Annotated in this window: 22 protein-coding genes and 2 pseudogenes; 14 read left to right on the forward strand and 10 right to left on the reverse strand. The window is 38.5% G+C overall.

Features of this window, described 5'->3' with window-relative positions; translation table 11 throughout:
• Window positions 1-52 precede the first annotated feature (52 nt).
• The 7 genes from ACWYN3_RS20705 (at window position 53) to ACWYN3_RS20735 (ending at window position 3,875) form a co-directional block, all read left to right on the forward strand.
• Window positions 53-532, forward strand: a complete 480-nt coding sequence (locus ACWYN3_RS20705; RefSeq protein ID WP_456222809.1) for a GtrA family protein — start codon at window positions 53-55, stop codon at window positions 530-532.
• Between the two features lie 96 nt (window positions 533-628).
• Window positions 629-1,129 carry a hypothetical protein gene (locus ACWYN3_RS20710; protein WP_456222810.1) on the forward strand — a complete coding sequence of 167 codons (501 nt, stop codon included), beginning with the start codon at window positions 629-631 and terminating at the stop codon, window positions 1,127-1,129.
• Window positions 1,130-1,233: 104 nt separating this feature from the next.
• The gene (locus ACWYN3_RS20715) at window positions 1,234-1,410 is read left to right on the forward strand and encodes a hypothetical protein (protein ID WP_456222811.1); all 177 of its coding nucleotides are present in this window, start codon (window positions 1,234-1,236) and stop codon (window positions 1,408-1,410) included.
• Between the two features lie 104 nt (window positions 1,411-1,514).
• On the forward strand, window positions 1,515-2,153 hold the full coding sequence (locus ACWYN3_RS20720) for a hypothetical protein (protein WP_456222812.1): 639 nt from the start codon (window positions 1,515-1,517) through the stop codon (window positions 2,151-2,153).
• 50 nt (window positions 2,154-2,203) lie between these two features.
• Window positions 2,204-2,413 (forward strand): hypothetical protein, encoded by a 210-nt coding sequence (locus ACWYN3_RS20725; protein WP_456222813.1) that lies wholly within the window; start codon window positions 2,204-2,206, stop codon window positions 2,411-2,413.
• Between the two features lie 2 nt (window positions 2,414-2,415).
• A complete protein-coding gene (locus ACWYN3_RS20730; protein WP_456222814.1) occupies window positions 2,416-3,117 on the forward strand; it encodes an SDR family oxidoreductase in 702 nt (233 codons plus the stop codon).
• Between the two features lie 254 nt (window positions 3,118-3,371).
• Complete coding sequence (locus tag ACWYN3_RS20735; RefSeq protein WP_456222815.1) at window positions 3,372-3,875, forward strand: C40 family peptidase; 504 nt, start codon at window positions 3,372-3,374, stop codon at window positions 3,873-3,875.
• 24 nt (window positions 3,876-3,899) lie between these two features.
• Here the strand turns inward: ACWYN3_RS20735 and ACWYN3_RS20740 are convergent, their stop codons facing one another.
• The 3 genes from ACWYN3_RS20740 to ACWYN3_RS20750 all read right to left on the reverse strand — a co-directional run bounded on the left by ACWYN3_RS20740 (window position 3,900) and on the right by ACWYN3_RS20750 (window position 5,789).
• A complete protein-coding gene (locus ACWYN3_RS20740; RefSeq protein WP_456223092.1) occupies window positions 3,900-4,622 on the reverse strand; it encodes a flavin reductase family protein in 723 nt (240 codons plus the stop codon).
• Window positions 4,623-4,791: 169 nt separating this feature from the next.
• On the reverse strand, window positions 4,792-5,637 hold the full coding sequence (locus tag ACWYN3_RS20745) for a fumarylacetoacetate hydrolase family protein (RefSeq protein WP_456222816.1): 846 nt from the start codon (window positions 5,635-5,637) through the stop codon (window positions 4,792-4,794).
• Window positions 5,571-5,789, reverse strand: coding sequence for a hypothetical protein (locus ACWYN3_RS20750; RefSeq protein WP_456222817.1), 219 nt, complete (start codon window positions 5,787-5,789; stop codon window positions 5,571-5,573). Before ACWYN3_RS20750 ends, ACWYN3_RS20745 begins: the two co-directional genes overlap by 67 nt.
• A gap of 438 nt (window positions 5,790-6,227) precedes the next feature.
• Between ACWYN3_RS20750 and ACWYN3_RS20755 the strand changes: the two genes are divergently transcribed.
• The 4 genes from ACWYN3_RS20755 to ACWYN3_RS20770 all read left to right on the forward strand — a co-directional run bounded on the left by ACWYN3_RS20755 (window position 6,228) and on the right by ACWYN3_RS20770 (window position 9,700).
• A complete protein-coding gene (locus ACWYN3_RS20755) occupies window positions 6,228-7,175 on the forward strand; it encodes a homogentisate 1,2-dioxygenase (protein ID WP_456222818.1) in 948 nt (315 codons plus the stop codon).
• A 202-nt stretch (window positions 7,176-7,377) separates the two neighbouring features.
• Window positions 7,378-8,259 (forward strand): VOC family protein, encoded by an 882-nt coding sequence (locus ACWYN3_RS20760; protein WP_456222819.1) that lies wholly within the window; start codon window positions 7,378-7,380, stop codon window positions 8,257-8,259.
• Entirely contained in the window at window positions 8,207-8,503 is a 297-nt protein-coding gene (locus ACWYN3_RS20765) for a hypothetical protein (RefSeq protein WP_456222820.1), read from the forward strand. Before ACWYN3_RS20760 ends, ACWYN3_RS20765 begins: the two co-directional genes overlap by 53 nt.
• Window positions 8,504-8,926: 423 nt before the next feature.
• Window positions 8,927-9,700: a YihY/virulence factor BrkB family protein gene (locus ACWYN3_RS20770; protein ID WP_456222821.1), complete on the forward strand. Its 774-nt coding sequence runs from the start codon at window positions 8,927-8,929 to the stop codon at window positions 9,698-9,700.
• Window positions 9,701-9,842: 142 nt separating this feature from the next.
• On the opposite strand, the gene ACWYN3_RS20775 is transcribed toward ACWYN3_RS20770, so the two are convergent.
• Both ACWYN3_RS20775 and ACWYN3_RS20780 read right to left on the reverse strand, forming a co-directional pair.
• Window positions 9,843-10,121, reverse strand: coding sequence for a hypothetical protein (locus ACWYN3_RS20775; protein WP_456222822.1), 279 nt, complete (start codon window positions 10,119-10,121; stop codon window positions 9,843-9,845).
• A gap of 112 nt (window positions 10,122-10,233) precedes the next feature.
• A complete protein-coding gene (locus ACWYN3_RS20780) occupies window positions 10,234-10,833 on the reverse strand; it encodes a porin family protein (protein ID WP_456222823.1) in 600 nt (199 codons plus the stop codon).
• A gap of 169 nt (window positions 10,834-11,002) precedes the next feature.
• Here ACWYN3_RS20780 and ACWYN3_RS20785 point away from each other — a divergent pair, with 169 nt between their 5' ends.
• Window positions 11,003-12,664, forward strand: a complete 1,662-nt coding sequence (locus tag ACWYN3_RS20785; protein ID WP_456222824.1) for a histidine kinase N-terminal 7TM domain-containing protein — start codon at window positions 11,003-11,005, stop codon at window positions 12,662-12,664.
• Window positions 12,665-12,855: 191 nt separating this feature from the next.
• Here the strand turns inward: ACWYN3_RS20785 and ACWYN3_RS20790 are convergent, their stop codons facing one another.
• Complete coding sequence (locus tag ACWYN3_RS20790) at window positions 12,856-13,155, reverse strand: hypothetical protein (protein ID WP_041885377.1); 300 nt, start codon at window positions 13,153-13,155, stop codon at window positions 12,856-12,858.
• 165 nt (window positions 13,156-13,320) lie between these two features.
• Here ACWYN3_RS20790 and ACWYN3_RS20795 point away from each other — a divergent pair, with 165 nt between their 5' ends.
• Together ACWYN3_RS20795 and ACWYN3_RS20800 are read left to right on the forward strand one after the other, a co-directional pair.
• Entirely contained in the window at window positions 13,321-14,175 is an 855-nt protein-coding gene (locus ACWYN3_RS20795) for a tetratricopeptide repeat protein (RefSeq protein ID WP_456222825.1), read from the forward strand.
• Window positions 14,172-14,474 (forward strand): hypothetical protein, encoded by a 303-nt coding sequence (locus ACWYN3_RS20800; RefSeq protein WP_456216187.1) that lies wholly within the window; start codon window positions 14,172-14,174, stop codon window positions 14,472-14,474. Before ACWYN3_RS20795 ends, ACWYN3_RS20800 begins: the two co-directional genes overlap by 4 nt.
• A gap of 22 nt (window positions 14,475-14,496) precedes the next feature.
• On the opposite strand, the pseudogene ACWYN3_RS20805 reads toward ACWYN3_RS20800, so the two are convergent.
• The 4 genes and pseudogenes from ACWYN3_RS20805 to ACWYN3_RS20820 all read right to left on the reverse strand — a co-directional run bounded on the left by ACWYN3_RS20805 (window position 14,497) and on the right by ACWYN3_RS20820 (window position 17,633).
• Window positions 14,497-15,080, reverse strand: a pseudogene (locus ACWYN3_RS20805) (riboflavin synthase).
• A 6-nt stretch (window positions 15,081-15,086) separates the two neighbouring features.
• A pseudogene (gene accC / locus ACWYN3_RS20810) lies at window positions 15,087-16,579 on the reverse strand (acetyl-CoA carboxylase biotin carboxylase subunit).
• A gap of 9 nt (window positions 16,580-16,588) precedes the next feature.
• Window positions 16,589-17,134: a threonine aldolase family protein gene (locus ACWYN3_RS20815; protein WP_456216188.1), complete on the reverse strand. Its 546-nt coding sequence runs from the start codon at window positions 17,132-17,134 to the stop codon at window positions 16,589-16,591.
• Window positions 17,135-17,144: 10 nt separating this feature from the next.
• The gene (locus ACWYN3_RS20820; RefSeq protein ID WP_456216189.1) at window positions 17,145-17,633 is read right to left on the reverse strand and encodes a threonine aldolase family protein; all 489 of its coding nucleotides are present in this window, start codon (window positions 17,631-17,633) and stop codon (window positions 17,145-17,147) included.
• Between the last annotated feature and the right edge of the window lie 130 nt (window positions 17,634-17,763).

The raw sequence follows: 17,763 nt of genomic DNA on the forward strand, positions 1-17,763 counted from the left end.
CGATATCGGATATCAATTCCTAACTTGCCCCCTTTATTGAATTTAATACCCCATGCGTAAAGCCGTACTCAGATTTATAGACTTTTTTTACCCCCCATTTTCACGCTGGGTATCTCCTCATACTTTCAGATATATTATATCTGGCGGTACAACAGCCGCATCCGGGATTATAGTTTATTATATCGTCTATAATTATATTCTCCATCAGGAACACGTTGACCTGCCCTTTCCTCCGGGAATGATTACAGCTCCCGTTGCTGCACTGATTATCGAGTCCTTTATCACTTTTATCATTGGTTTTGCCCTGAATAAATATCTCGTATTTACACAATCCAAACTAAAAGGGAGAGTCCAGTTATTCCGCTATGGTACTGTAGTAGCTACGAATATTCTGCTCAATTTCGCTATGCTGAAGGTATTGGTAGAAACCTGTCATCTCTATCCAACCATAGCTAAGATTATCTGCACACTTATCCTTGCTGTTTTTAGCTATTTCAGTCAGAAGCACTTTTCTTTCAAGGTAAAAAAATAAATCATCCAGAAGTAAAAGGAACACGGTTTTCTTGATAAATCGTGTAGTCCACCTTATCTTTAGACAAACACAAATATAAAAGGCAATGAGCGATTAATGACTGACTTTAACAACCCCCGGGTAGCACAGCTCCCGAAGCATCTGAGGCAGTTTATCGTAGATCAGAACTACGCTAAATATACGCCGGTTGATCAGGCGGTTTGGCGTTATGTAATGCGTCAGAATTACAGTTATTTAAAAGATGTTGCCTATTATCCTTATATCAAAGGTTTACAGCGTGCTGGGTTAAGCATTGAGTATATCCCGGATTTACAGACGATGAATGACAACCTGGGGAAATTGGGTTGGGGCGCTGTTACTGTGGATGGATTCATTCCTCCGGCAGCATTTATGGAATACCAGGCCTATCATGTACTGGTTATTGCTGCTGACATCCGTCAGATTAACCATATTGAATATACGCCCGCTCCTGATATTATCCATGAGTCAGCTGGCCATGCCCCTATTATTGCAGATGCAGATTATAATAGTTACCTGAGTTATATCGGATCTATTGGTGCAAAAGCTATGTTTTCGGCCAAAGATTTTGAATTATAGAAGCTATAGCTATACGTGCTTTATCTATTTTAAAAGAAGCGGTCGATGTTCCTGAATTTGAAATTACCAAAGCTGAAGAACAATTACAGGAGATTTCGGCAAACATGGGCGAGCCTTCAGAAATGGCCTTATTAAGCAGGTTACATTGGTGGACGGTAGAATATGGTTTGATCGGCAGTCTTACTGACCCTAAAATATATGGGGCCGGTCTTCTTTCTTCTATTGGAGAAAGCTCTAGCTGCATGACCGAAAATGTAAAGAAACTTCCCCCTATACCATAGATACGATTAAATATTCGTATGATATTACTAAAACGCAGCCACAGCTTTTTGTAACAGAAACCTTTCAAAACCTGATTGATGTACTGGAACAATTTGCAGATACAATGGCATTTAGAAAGGGTGGTGCTGAAAGTGTACGCAAAGCAATGGACTCTAAAAATCCGGCAACGGCAGTTTATAGTTCTGGCCTACAGGTAACTGGTATATTCAGTGATCTGGGATTAGATGACGCTGGTGAACTTACTTTTATCAAAACTACAGGCCCTTCAGCACTTTCAGTTGCTGACAGGCAATTAGAAGGTCATGGTAAACTTTATCATAAGGATGGTTTTTCATCTCCGGTTGGTAAACTGAAAAACTCCGCTGTAGCATTGGAAGATTTTGGAAGTGAAGAACTTTATGCTTCCGGGATCATAGAAGGTAATACTACTAAGCTGATTTTTGAAAGTGGAATTACTGTAAATGGTCTTGTAAAAGCTGTTTACAAGAACGGGGATCATGTTATTCTGATTACTTTTGAAGACTGTACAGTTAAAGAAAACAATGGAAATATTCTTTTCCAGCCAGAATGGGGTACCTATGATATGGCTGTTGGAAGTACTATTGTTTCTGTCTTTAATGGCGCAGCCGATAAGGATGCTTATGAGGAAATTACTTATATCAGCGAAAAACAAACTGAAAAGATTGTTTACGATGAGGCTACAAGTCAACTTCATAATATTTACAGCGCTGTAAGAGACTAATCCGGGAAGGCGGCAATGATGACGAAAGGCTGCCTGCTTTATTTGAAACTTTGAAAACCTCTTATGCTCAGGATTGGCTTTGTGCTTTGGAGATTTTAGAAATTGTTCATTATAAAGGCACCAATCATGAACTTGAACAGGAAATCAGGGCATATCTTGAAGCAAAAGCTTCAGTTGAACCCCAACATGAAAAACTGATCAATGACGGGCTACATGTAATTGAAAATCCTGTTACACAACTAATTACAGAAGAAGATTAAGCATGAATATTGTATTAACAGGAGCAAGCAGCGGAATAGGTTTTGAAGCTGCTTTGGAATTTACGTTACAGACTGAAAATAAAGTGGTATGCATTGCCAGGTCTGCTGATAAACTAAGAAAACTATTAGAAATCGCGAAAGGGATTAACCCGGATTGCACACTGCTGCCAGTTGAGTTCGATATTGTCAATGATGATTATGCTGCATTAGTACCTTTTTTGAAAGAAAGACTGGGTACAGTGGATATTCTGATCAATAACGCGGGTTCATTAATTAATAAGCCATTTTTAGAGACTTCTGCGAAGGATTTAAATGACATGTTTCAGAGCAATGTAACTGGTCATTTTAATATGATTCAGAATCTGTTGCCGCTGATGCATAGTGGAAGCCATATTGTAAATATCGGCAGTATGGGCGGTTTCCAGGGAAGTGTTAAGTTTCCGGGCTTAGCTGCTTATTCTTCGAGCAAGGGGGCGTTACATACGCTTACTGAGTGTCTCGCTTTTGAATTAGCGGATAGTGGGATTAAGGTAAATTGCCTGGCTTTAGGGTCAGCACAAACGGAAATGCTTGAACAGGCATTTCCAGGGTACCAGTCTCCGGTAATGGCTTTTGAAATGGGGAAATATGTGGCGGATTTTGCGAAGACTGGTCATAAGTTTTTCAACGGTAAAGTGATTCCTGTAGCTGTGACTACTCCTTAGAGATTTTTTAGGGGATAAAAAAAAACACCTGTTGTATTTCTGGCGCACGTTCCCTCTTCGAGGGCCCTAATGCCAGAAATACAACAGGGTGTTTTTTTATTTCTCAAAATTAACTGCGGTTCCGCATTTCCTTCAGAGTTAGTGGTAGTTGGGTGGTTAACTGGGTGGAGAAATTAAAGGATAGTTTGTTTGATGGATAACTGGGTGCTTTTTTATTGCTTTGTGAAATATTTTGATAACTTAGCGGACGATATATGAAGAAAAGCCTGTTATTATTCTGCTTCGTAGTTCTTGTTGCCGCATCTGGCAAGTCGCAGACCGTACCTGTTAAGTATCAGGAACTTCTCAAAAAGATGGTTGCTAATAAGACCTCTAATCAATTGATAGGTTTTGCAAAAACACTAATTGGTATTCCTTACAGATATGCATCAAGTAATCCTGCAGTAGGGTTTGACTGTTCGGGTTTTGTGAGTTATGTATTCCATAACTTTGGGTTCAATGTCCCGCGCTCCTCCACAGAGTTTAATCAGACGGGGACTCCTGTTAAACTGGAAAATGCAAAGGTTGGTGATGTGCTTATTTTCACAGGGACCAACCCAAGGCGACGCGTAGTAGGACATGTCGGCATCATTGCAGCTATTGAGGGAGACACCATAAAGTTTATCCACTCCACTTCGGGCAAAGCTCATGGGGTTACTGTTACCACACTTAATCCTTATTACAAAAGCCGGCTGATGAAAGCGGTTAGTATTCTTTAATATTTAGATTTTATTCTTTAATACTTAGCTTTCCAGTAATACAACTTTTAGTGCGTCAAGCACTTCACCCCTGCTCAGCATTTCTTTAGCTAATTCATGCAATTCGCGCTGACGGTTTACGCCATCGCCAATAGTAGCATCCAATACTTCTTTTACACCAGAATGGCTTCTGATAAAGTCGATCTCTTCTTCTGTAGGAACCTTTTCTATATTCCCCAGCATCCCAAGATCGTTACCACTGAGTACATAAGAATTTCTCACACCATGAGGCAAAGCATCTACTCCAATTCCCAGTGTAGTCAATGGTTTGGCTACTTTAAACAAGTTATCGGCCGTTACACGACAATACCAGTCACCACCTAAACGGGCTACTAAATCTATCTTTACCTGATCAATTTTTCCGTCTTCATCCAGAATCTCTTCATGAATGTGAATCAGCTTTATTTCTGCAAGGATCAGGTTGCCAGCACCGGGGTTATCTCCAAGGTGAATTACTTCAGTTACAATACACTCCATTTGAACAGGGGCTTCTGCCACACGCGGTGGTTTAACCAGCTCCGAAGGAAGCATTGTGAAGCCTGCCTTTTCAAATTCGTTGACCCCTTTTGCATACTCAGTACTAGCCAGACTCATTTGCTGAACCATTGGATAGTTCACAATATTGATTACGCATTCTTTTACCTCCAGCACATTCCCGAGGGTATGTTTAGTGGTATTATCACGGACTCTTCTGGCTGGAGAGAATATACAAAGAGGCGGATTGGACTGAACATATTGAAAAAGCTGAAAGGACTTAAATTGATATTTCCTTCTTTGTCAATAGTTGTAGCGAAACATATAGGTCTTGGCGCAACTGCATATTGCAAATAGTTTTGCAGTTGCGCCGGACTCAAATCTGAAGTTTTAACTGTCAGCATTATTTTTTAAGGGCTAAAATAGAAAAATCAGTATCTACCTTACGGATTGTATTGCTTAAACGGCCAAGGCCTGTAATTTCCATCTCCACAACATCTCCGTCTTGTAACCATTGTGGCTTATAGTTAGGGTCGTTCAATAATCCTGTACCGTTAAGTTCAAGAAAACATCCTGTTCCTACTGTACCTGAGCCAATTACGTCACCTGGCAAAATATCCACGCCATAAGCACAACGCTCAATAATTTCGGCAAACGTCCAGTCCATATCAGCTGTATTACCTGCAGAAACTTGTTTTCCGTTCACGGTACAAGTCATTTCAAGCTTGTAGCTATTTCCAGTATGACCAGCTTTAGGGCTTTTTTTATATTCTTCCAGTTCATCAGGAGTAACTAACCACGGACCGATAACTGTAGAAAAATCTTTTCCTTTTGCCGGGCCCAGGTTTAATAACATTTCTTCCATCTGCAATGTTCTGGCACTCATGTCATTCATAATCATATAACCTGCGATATAGGCATCTGCCTCCGCAGCTTTAATGTTTCTCCCTTTTTTACCTATAACTACTGCTACTTCCAGTTCAAAATCCAGTTTTTGGAAATGATCGGGCATACATTCAATTTCTCCAGGCCCCTGGATAGCATTGTGATTAGTAAAATAGAAAATCGGGTACTGATCAAATTCAGGAATCATATCTACCTTACGGTTTCTGCGCGCTGCGGCAACATGCTGACGAAAAGCATAACCGTCTCTGCATGAGCTTGGGTGCGGAACCGGAGCCACTACTTCATAAAACGCTTCTTCTTTAGGTTCGATCTCACCTGATTTGATTTTAGCATCGATCGCCAATCCGCCCGCTCCATCAGTACTTCTGAATCTTTTAAAAACTCGTTCATATCATTTGGGATCTGCTTATCGCATGAATTCAAATTATAGATATGTCCGCTAATGAAAACACCCAGATGTTCTCTGTCTTCTGTTTTGTAGGATACTAATTTCATATAGTTTTAATTTGGTAGCACAATGTATCGAATAGCTGGTCAAAGCTAGAGAATTTAGGCCACAATGAATAAAAGCCTGCAAAATAAATGACAATAGAATATATGGCAGAAATTTGATAGCTAACAATATAATTCTTAAATTAGCCTTCGCAACAATGACAAAGCGCAAACTAAAATATCAGGATCGTATTGCCAGCCAGATACTGGCCGGATTCAGGTATGCTATGCTCTCTAAGATCATTTTTGCACAATACTCCATTTAAGCTTTTTTCTAAAGCACCCGTATATTAAACGTTCTCACGTTTTCTATCCATCCCTTTATTTTAACCATATATAACCTATAGATATGCCTATTTTTATCATACCTTAGGAACCATTCCACCTAAAAGACACACCGTTTTTAGAAAACCAGACGGTGAGCTTTATGCAGAGGAACTGGTGTCCACTGAAGGATTTTCAAGCTTGTATTCGCTTGTCTATCATTGTCATCCACCTACTATCGTCAAATCACTTGGAGAGCCCTACTCTGTAGAGCCAAAAATTGCCAGGGAGAAACATTTGAAGCACACTTCCCTGATCGGTTTTAATGTCGCTCCGGAAGATGATTATCTGAAAAGCAGAAAACCAGTACTGGTTAACAGTGACTTGCATATATCGCTCGCTGCGCCAAGAAAATCTATGACTGATTATTTTTATAAAAACAGTCAGGCTGATGAAGTTATTTTCATTCATCAGGGTACTGGTACATTGAAAACAGGCTTTGGGAAGATCCGTTTCGCCTATGGCGATTACCTGGTTATCCCCCGGGGTACCATCTATCAGCTGGAATTTGATGACGAAAAAAACCGTTTTTATTCATCGTTTGAAAGCTTCAGCCCTATCCGGTCACCAAAACGTTACAGAAATGAATATGGCCAGCTGATGGAACATTCACCTTATTGTGAACGTGATATCAGAAGACCTGCCGACCTGGAAACTATTGATGAATTCGGTGATTTTAAGGTCCTGATTAAAAAACAAGGACTAATGTATCCTTATACTTATGGTACACATCCTTTTGATTTTGTAGGCTGGGATGGATTCCATTACCCGTGGGCTTTCTCTATCCATGATTTCGAACCGATTACAGGCCGTCTTCATCAGCCACCACCAGTACATCAGACTTTTGAAGGACACAATTTTGTAATCTGTTCTTTTGTACCACGCAAATTTGACTACCATCCTTTATCTATTCCTGCACCTTATAATCACAGTAATGTAGACAGTGATGAAGTCCTGTATTATGTGGATGGTGATTTTATGAGTAGAAAAAGTGTTGTTAAAGGTCAGATTACACTCCATCCAGGTGGAATTCCTCATGGACCGGACCGCACCCGGGTACAGTAGAGAAATCGATTGGTAAAGAAAGTACGGAAGAACTGGCAGTAATGATCGATCCTTTCCGCCCTTTAATGCTAACAGAAGATGCATTGGCAATTGAGGATGAAAACTATCACAAAAGCTGGCAGATCTAATACTGAATAATTAACTAACCATTATACCTAAATTTTTTTTTTTTTTTTTTAAAATAAAAAAAAAAAACAAAAACATGCAAACACTAGTCGTAGAAAAAGACACAGATGTACGTGATTTCCTGCCGCTTAATGGCACAGATCACCTTGAGCTATATGTGGGCAATGCAAAACAATCTGCACACTTTTACAAAACAGCATTTGGCTTCGAAACTGTGGCGTATGCAGGACCAGAAACGGGACTGAGAGATAGGGCTTCCTATGTATTGCAACAGGGAAAAATCAGATTGGTATTAACTACTCCATTAAGTTCTGAAGGAGTAATCGTAGAGCATATTAAAAAACATGGTGATGGAGTTAAAATTCTTGCATTATGGGTTGATGACGCTTATAAATCCTATGAAGAAACAGTTAAACGCGGTGCAGTATCCTATCAGGAGCCTAAAACCTTAACTGATGAATTTGGAGAAGTTCGTACAGCTGGTATTTATACTTATGGTGAAACTGTCCATTTATTTGTAGAACGCAAAAATTATAAAGGTGCATTTATGCCTGGTTACACTGCTGTAGAAGGCGGTTACAAACCAGGAAGTACAGGTCTTTTATATATTGATCATTGCGTTGGAAACGTAGGATGGAATAGAATGAATGAGGCTGTGAAATGGTATGAAGATGTAATGGGCTTCAAAAACATCCTTTCTTTTGATGATAAACAGATCAACACGGAATACTCTGCTTTAATGAGTAAAGTGATGAGCAACAAAAACGGTTATGTGAAATTCCCGATCAATGAACCAGCTGAAGGTAAAAAGAAATCACAAATCGAAGAATATTTAGAATTCTATGATGGTGAAGGTTCAGCACATCGCTGTAGCTACACACGATATTATTCAAACAGTAAGAGACATGAAAGCCCGCGGGGTAGAGTTTTTAAGTCCTCCGCCAAAGGCTTACTATGATACTTTACTGGCACGTGTTGGAAAAATTGACGAAGATATCGCTCCATTACAGGAATTAGGAATTTTAGTGGATTATGATGAAGAAGGATATTTACTTCAGATTTTCACTAAACCAGTTCAGGATCGTCCAACGCTATTCTTTGAGATCATTCAAAGGAAAGGTGCACAATCTTTTGGAGCAGGAAATTTTAAAGCTTTGTTTGAGTCATTAGAACGCGAACAGGAATTAAGAGGTAACTTATAAGAAACGGTTTAATTTCATATGATGAATTTTAAATCATTTCTCTAAAAAAATGTGCTGTGTACTGGCTGTATTACCTTGTCTGAGGGGGTAAGGAATGCTATGCCATCACATAAGCACATTTTTTTTAAAAAAAAAACTTTACAGACGCATGGGGTTTTATACTACTACTTCATGTGTCTTACTATATTAAAGTATAAGTTTTATCCGTTTAGGATCTTACTGATACTTAAAATACTTTTATAGTTTAATAACTATATGGTGTGTTGTTTAGTTAATTATGTGGTGTGTTTAGCTAAATTGTTTACAAGAACCAGGTATAACTCGTGGGACGGCCTTTGGGCCTCCCACGGGATTTCCCTGGTAAAAAAGTATTTCATTCAGAAAATTTAAGTACTTTCGGGCTTCACCGGTAACCAGAGAGGCATGTTTAACTATACTATCCAGAGAGTTCATATTTTCACCATACATTTCCGGAAAGCATTTAAACTGTTTCAAAAGAATGACCCGCTAAGACTTGCAGGAGCAACGGCTTTTTTCGCAAACTTTGCTTTACCACCGATATTATTAATTCTAATCAGGCTATTTGGCTTTTTTATAGACCGGAAAACTTTAGTAAATAGAATTTTTGAGCGTCTGGGAACGCTATTGGATGGATGTAGCACACAACAAATCAGACAGACTTTAAGAAATATCAGGGGGATGGATCATAAATGGTATGCTACACTGCTCAGCTTCATATTTTTCCTCTTTGTAGCAACTACGCTTTTTGCTGTGATCAAGAATTCAATGGATCAGATATGGTCTATCGGAATGAAAGATCACACCAGCTTTTTGTTTAAACTAAAAATAAGGGCCAGATCTATGGTCATTATCCTGCTTGCTGGCATACTTTTTTTCGTAGGATTACTCACTGACAGCTTTCAGGCACTGATAAGTGTTTACCTCAATACGGCAGCCCCTACATTTGCACGTCTAATCTTAATCATCCTGAATCAACTCTTGTTTATTGCTATTGTAACGACATGGTTCAGCGTCTTATTCAGATTCCTCACCAGTGGAAGGCCAACCTGGAAATCTTCTATCAGAGGTGGTATCTTAACAGGGATACTCTTTACACTGGGGAAATACATTCTACGTATCGCACTGCCAATGATAATATTGGCAATATCTATGGCGCATCAGGGTCTATTGTTCTGATTATGCTATTTGTATTTTACTCTTCTTTTATATTTTATTTCGGAGCTTGTTTTGTGAAGGTATTAAGCGATGCCAAAGAAACCCCTATACGCCCCATTAAGGGTGCGTTCAATTATGAAATAAAGGAGATTCTGAAGACATCCTAAGTTAGTTCCTGCAAAGCAGTACGCTCAAACCCATGCATTTCAAATACAGCTAATTTATTCAGGAGGTTATAATGAAGGGTACCAAAAAAATTAATTATTCCATCTTTATTTTTGCCTTCGATACAAATGCTCTCTTTACTGACCTCAGGGTGTTGTAAAAACTGTACAGCTAACACCTCTTCGTCCTTAATTTTAATATCAGCGATATCGATAGCATACTCTTTCATTAGCAATAAAAAGCTCGTTCCATTCAATAATAATTCTTTGATACTCATAACTGCAGGGTTTAAGGTTAGGGAAGTTTGGTACTGCAAATTTTTAAAGCCAAAAATAAAGGGGTAAACCTATATGGCTCACCCCTTTACATAATATTTAAAGAATTGATTTCTAGAACAATCTAAGCGCAAGTCCTAAAGTGAATAAATTCAACCTCTGGCCATCATAATTTTGTTTTCCCAATTTGGTAATACCAGCTTCATATCTAAGATCGACACCTAACTTACCTAAATCCAAACCAGCGCCAAACTGCCATGCAACTGCCTGTTTTTTGAAGTCACCTTTAAAAATATTGCTTGTTGCATCACCAATAGATTGTTTATCATCTAAAATAAATGAAACTACAGGTCCTGTATTTAAACGTACTCCAATACCAGCAGCACCAATTTTAGTTCCGATCAATAAAGGCACGTCAAGACTTGTAAATTTAACTTTGTTTTCCTGACCAGCTGATGCAGGATCATTACTCGTCATTGTCGTATTTTTTCCTGACAAATAAAGCTCCGGTTGAAAATGTATACCTGCCGCACCGATTTTTGCCCAAACACCCGCATAGTAACCCGCTGAGTTATCACTGCTAAATGTATTATGACTGCTCAATTTAGAAAGGTTGGCTCCTCCTTTAACACCAAACTGGAAAGATGGTAATATCTGGCCGAAGGCAACTGCACTAAAGCAGACAAACAATGAGAATAGGATTATTTTTTTCATAAGTTTTTATTTGTTTATTTTTAAAATTAATAACGAACAATACGTTTTTATATGCAGTAAAATTAGGAATATTTTTTTTGCAAACTAAATTACGTCAATTTAAATTAATCGCGCCTTATTTCATAGATTTGTTGATGCCCTCGAACCATATGCAACCATCACTATTCTAATGGATTTTGATTTCAACCTCTATGCATTAAGCCTGATTATTTCCGGCATTGTCACATTGCTTCTTTCTGGTTATATATTAAACAACGAAAAGGGGGCAGTCCGTTGGGTAGGATATTTAATGTTATCAAACTCAATCTGGTCAATGGCCTATGGTTTTGAACTGGCAAGCAGGACACTCGAGGAAATGAAGTTCCTGATCAATATCGAATATATAGGTATTGTCGCTGTTCCTCTTTATTGGTTTTTGTTCTGCATGGATCTGGCTGGGAAAGAAGCCTGGTTAAAGAAAACATCAAATAAATTATTAATTACCGCAGTTCCTGTATTTTCATTAATACTGGTATGGACCAATCATTTCCACCACCTGCATTATAAAATGCTTAGTGTAGACAATAGCGGCACCTTTCCTATGCTCAGGATAGCTCCGGGAATAGCATTTTATTTTTTCATAGGCTATTTCTATACCTTACTCCTAATAGGAAATTATTTTCTGGTTAAAAAATTCAGAGACTCCGACAGGGTCTACAAGAAACAAAATCAGGTTATTCTGACTGCCGCGATAATCCCATGGCTTGCTAACTTTTCTTATCTCGCAGGCTTAAGACCTATACCGAATCTGGATATCACTCCATATGCCTTTCAAATCTCTATGACATTGATATTTATAGCAATTTACAGATTTAAACTGCTGAATGTATTGCCAGTAGCCAGAGAAAAAGTTTTGGAACTTATGCGGGATGGATTTATTGTATTAGATCACCGGAACCGGGTTATAGATTATAATTCAGCCTTCAAGAAATATATCAGCGTTTATCACTCTAATAAAATTATTGGTAAAGATATTAATGAATTACTGCAATATCAGCCCGAATTATTGGATCTGCTTAATCAACAGGAATCAGGGAAAGTGGAACTGCTTGTACATACGGCAAATGGAGTTTTTGATCTGGAAGCTGATATCTGCTTTTTAAATGAGAACAAGCTAAACCGCAATGCAACAATCATTAAACTGCAGGATTTAACAAATGTCAGACAGGAAGCCCTTAAATCTAAACGTCAGGCAGAAGAACTGCAAAAGCTGAACCAGCTAAAAGACAGGATATTCTCTATTATGGCGCACGATCTGAGAGGCCCCTTATTAAATCTCGCAGAAGTACTGAAAATGACCTCTGATGATACAATAAGCGCTGAAGAATTCAAAGACCTTTCACCCACCCTGACCAAAGATATTTCTTATACAACTGATCTGTTAGAGAACATTTTACATTGGTCCAGAAGTCAGCTTAAAGGATATGGGATTAATAAAGAACTTTTCGATTTAAAAATACTGATCAATTCGGAAGTAAACTATCATCTTAAAGCAGCATCAGGAAAAAAAATAGCTATAAACCAGCAGTTAACGGATGATCTGATGGCTTATGCTGACTTGTTAATGATGCAGATTGTAATCAGAAATCTGATTATTAATGCAATTAAATTTTGTCATGAAAACTGCCTGATCAGCATTTCAGCTTCTTATATAAATGCGGATTATATAGGCCTGCGCATCCAGGATAATGGTGTTGGTATTGCCTTCGAGAATATTCAAAAAATCTTTAAAGGGGAGAATTTTTCAAGCAGGGGAACGCAAAACGAAAAGGGTACTGGAATTGGAATCTGATGGTATGTATGCTGGGATTTCATGGCCAGAAATGAGGGCACTATCCATATTAAAAGTGAGCCAGGCAAAGGAACTGCTTTCGAATTACAGATTCCCAGGAAGCCAGCGTAACACCCCGGGTTCTGCTATAAAAAAAGGACTGTTCTTTCAAGAACAGTCCCTCTATATTCAACAATTAATCTGATTATCCCCTAACCCTTAGTTGCATCGTTGATGATCTGTCTCTCTTTAAGCGCATCAACATTATTTTTATTTCCGAAATTTTGAGTTTTATCAGCAAAGTAAGCCAGTATTTCTACAATAGTATCTAAGTTATCTGCTACACGCTGATGCATATCTGGTAAATCTTTATCTAGTTTTTTATCGCTCAGCTCAATGTTATCTACTTCAATTTTTCCAATTTTCTGAATAATTGCTTGTTGTGAGTGTTGTAAGTCTTCTAATTCTCTTACAATCTTCTCCATTAATTCAAATTTCTTTAGCGTATCCATATGACTTATTTTATAATCTTCTGTAAATATTTACAATCATGATCAACCAATTACCTTGCCATAGATTTCAATCCCTCTCCTGATACGAGGTGTTTCTTCAAATAAGTCCACTATAAATTAGGATAAAAGCTATATAACTAATACATTAGTTATATAGCTTTTAAAATGATGAAACAATTGATCCCGCTTCTTATTTTATGCTGTTCTGCATTTGCAGCAACTGCTCAGTCTGCTCCTGTATTAGATAGAGAAAAACTATTGGATTTCTATCAGAACCAACGTTTCAGTGAAGCTGCTGCCTATTTGCAATCCGTTTACAGTGAAAACACCAATGATCCTAAAGAAATTTCCCAGCTCGCCTATACCAATATGATGGCCGGAAACTTACCAGCCGCCGAGAAGAGCTATCTGAAGCTTTATAATTTGCAACCAGGCAGTTTACCGGTATTATTTAACCTCGCCAGTCTTCAACGCCGCAGAGGTGACGATAATAAAGCAAAAGCCTATTATCAGGAGATCATTAAGATAGACAGTTTGAATTTTAATGTATACAAACAGCTGGCTGCATTAGTCCCAAATCCAATGAACCCTGAGAAACAATTTTATTTAAAAAAGGCAAATGCCCTCCATCCGGCAGATGCCGATATCGCATTCGATCTGGCAAATAGTTTCAGCCAGAAAAAAAAAAACGACTCTGCTTATGCAGTATTGCAACCTGCTTTAAATGCAGATACAGCTAATCTGATGCTCTTAAAAGTAAAACTTCCAGTCTGTATTGCTTTAAAAAAAATGGACGAGGCTGTACTGACTGGTGAACGTTTAATGGTATCTGGTGACAGTTCTGGTTACGTACTGAATAACATGGGGAAAGCTTATTTTATATTGAAGCAATATGATAAATCACTACGTTTCTTCAAAATAATTGAAAATATGCAGCAGCAAAATGAATCAACTTTATATTATACGGCACTTTGCTATCGTGAACTTAAAGACTACTATGTGCTTGCGGCGAATACATGAATAGATCCATAAAAGAAAGCATCTCTCCTTATATGGCTAACTACTATAAAATTCTGGGAGAAGTTTATGAGAAAACCGAACAGATTAAAATGGCAAATCAGAGTTATCAGAAAAGCCTTGACTATGAGAACAAAGGGGAAGTATATTACAATCTGGCTTTACTAAATGATTTCAAGCTAAAAAATAAAAAGGCTGCTGTTAAATATTATCAAAAGTTTTTAAACAGCAAGCCAGACCTTGAAAAGTATCAGGAAGTAGTAGATTATATCAAACAACGCATGGTAAGCATTGCTAAATAATTAATCAATAAATAACCCATGGTTATTTATTGATTAAACGGGCTACATATTTACCAATAATGTCGAATTCGAGGTTCACAGTATCGCCGGTATTTACTTCGTGCAGGTTTGTATGTTCGAAAGTATATGGAATAATGAACACGGAGAATTCATCGTCAGCAGAGTTCACAACTGTCAGACTGATTCCATAATACAAACAGATCCTTTTTCTACAGTTACATTACCTTTACTGCTGTCGTATTTAAAACGGTACTCCCAGCTGCCATCTAATTCCTGTCTCAATACACATATCCCTGTCTGGTCTACATGCCCCTGGACAATATGTCCGTCAAGACGGCCATTCATCTGCATACAGCGTTCCAGATTTACTTTCATACCAAGGCCTAAATGCTGAAGATTACTTTTCTCCAGGGTCTCCTGAATAGCTGTAACCGTATGCGTAGTATCATTCAGCGCAACGACAGTTAAACATACGCCATTATGCGATACGCTCTGATCAATTTTCAATTCGTTACTAAATGCAGATTTAATTGTAAAATGAAGATTTGTTCCTTCTTCTTTAACCTCTGTAACTGTTCCTAGTGTTTCAATAATCCCTGTAAACATAAATTTTTAATATTTTGTCCGGTTTTTAAGCCAGTTGCTGGTTGTTCCGTCTGCTGTTTCTATGCTAGCAGAAACTTTTTTCTTCTTTAAGCTTTTCAACGCGACTATTGCCGCTATCAGCGCTTCGTCTTCATTTGTAATTTCCTTATTTTCCGGATTGAAGTATTTCCCTACAAAATGGGTATCGAAATTTCCGGAAGTAAAAGCCTCATGCTCCATGACAAATTTACCAAAGTTCAAAGTAGTTTGAATGCCTGTAATGTCATATTCTGAAATCGCCCTGCGCATTCTGGAAATAGCTTCTTCTCTGTTTGCTCCAAAAGTAATCAGTTTGGCAATCATAGGATCGTAATATACAGGAATTTCCATTCCCTGCTCAAATCCGTCATCTACTCTAACCCCATTCCCTTTTGGAGTACGATATGTTTTTAACACACCTATGTCAGGAAGGAAATTATGCTGCGGATCTTCTGCATAAACTCTTAGTTCTATGGCATGTCCATTGATTTTTAAATCTTCCTGACTATAAGCCAGTTTCTCGCCTCTCGCGATTTTAATCTGTTCCTTAACCAGATAACCAGATCAAGCCCGGTAATCAGTTCTGTAACCGGATGTTCTACCTGTAAACGGGTATTCATTTCCAGAAAAAAGAAATCCAGATTTTCATCTAAAATAAACTCCACCGTTCCTGCTCCGGTATAATTAACGGATCTGGCTACATCAACAGCACATTTACCCATTTTCTCCCTGATTTCGGGACTAAGTACGCTGGATGGAGCTTCTTCAATCACCTTTTGATGTCTTCTCTGAATAGAACATTCTCTTTCAAAAAGATGAACTATGTTTCCATAATTATCACCCAGAATCTGTATTTCAATATGTCTTGGTGAGGAAACGTATCTTTCTATAAAAACTGCCCCATCACCGAATGCTGATTTAGCTTCACTTACTGCCAGTTGCATTTGTTCTTCAAAAACAGCAAGTTCTTCGACAATCCGCATTCCTTTTCCACCACCACCGGCGGCAGCTTTGATCAGGATTGGAAAACCGACTTCCTGCGCTCTGCGTTTAGCTTCTTCAATATCAGTAATTGCTTCTTCGGTTCCGGGAACCATAGGAATATTATATTTCAGGGCCGCAGCTTTTGCAGATAACTTATTTCCCATTATAGCCATCGCTTCTGGTGATGGCCCGATTAAAATCAATCCTGCTTCTTTCACCATTCTGGCAAATTCAGCATTCTCAGATAAAAAGCCGTATCCCGGATGTATCGCTTCTGCTCCTGTCAGCAAACAGGCATCTATAATTTTCTGTCCAACCAAATAAGATTGACTTGCCGGAGCGGGCCCGATGAAAATAGCTTCATCTGCATAACGCACATGCAGGGCTTCTCTGTCAGCCTCTGAAAATACAGCAACCGTCAAAATCCCCATCTCTTTTGCAGAGCGCATAATACGCAGCGCAATCTCTCCTCTATTGGCAATTAAAATCTTCTTCATATAAACTGTTTAGAGATTCTTTAATGGTTTTAATTCTTTAATAATTTGAATAGCTTGTGAGATCTGATCAGCATCTGTATTCAGGTGTGTAACAAATCTTAAGGTATCAGGCCCAAAGGCTCCACATAAAATCCCATTTTCATTTAAGTTATCCAGAATACTCCCAGCCGTATAACCCGCAGCAACTTTAAAAATAACAATATTTGTTTCTACAGGAACTACGGAATCTACAAAAATTGCTTTCTCCAAAGCATCAGCAAGAAGCTGTGCATGGATATGGTCATCAGCAAGCCTGTTTACCTGATGATCTAAAGCATAAATACCAGCAGCGGCCAGAAAACCAGCCTGACGCATGCCACCGCCAAATGCTTTACGGATCTTTTTTGCTTTATGAATAGTTTCCTTAGATCCCAGCAGCACGGACCCTACAGGGGCTCCCAGTCCTTTAGAAAGACAAATTGAGATACCATCAAAGTACTGACCGTAATTTCCGGCAGCATCACCCGTTTTTACCAGGGCATTAAAAATTCTTGCCCCATCGAGGTGCAGTTTCAAGCCTTTGCTTTTACATAATGCTGCTATGGGCGCAATCTGATCGATCGAGTGTATAGCAAGCTCCTCCTCCTTTATTAACTGTATTTTCTAATACGACTAAACTGGAATTGGGATAATGAATATTGTCTTCGTTAATTTCCGGCCCGATCATTTCCGGGCTCAGAATCCCTCTTGGCCCGTTAAGTAGTCTTACGGAGGCAGACGAATGAAAAGCAATTCCACCGCCTTCATAACGGTAAACATGTGCCGTCTGATCACAAATAACTTCATCCATTGGCTGGGTGAAACATTTAATAGCTATCTGGTTGGTCATTGTTCCCGAAGGACAGAATAATCCGGCTTCCATATTAAAAAGTCCGGATAGTTTATTCTCCAGTTCGGCAACCGTTTCATCTTCTCCGTATACGTCATCACCAACTTTTGCCGTCATCATTGCAGCAAGCATCCCTTGAGTGGGCATAGTTACTGTATCACTTCTAAAATCTATTTTTTTCTGCATGGGGTAATTAAGGGGAATTGTGAAATTATCACAATTACAGCTTACATCAAAGTAGTATTTTTATTCGTGCGTTCGTGAAATACAACATTAAATTCTTTAATTGCTCTTTATGAGTGTTTTAAAATTGAAT

This window comes from Pedobacter sp. NJ-S-72 (genome assembly GCF_053890575.1).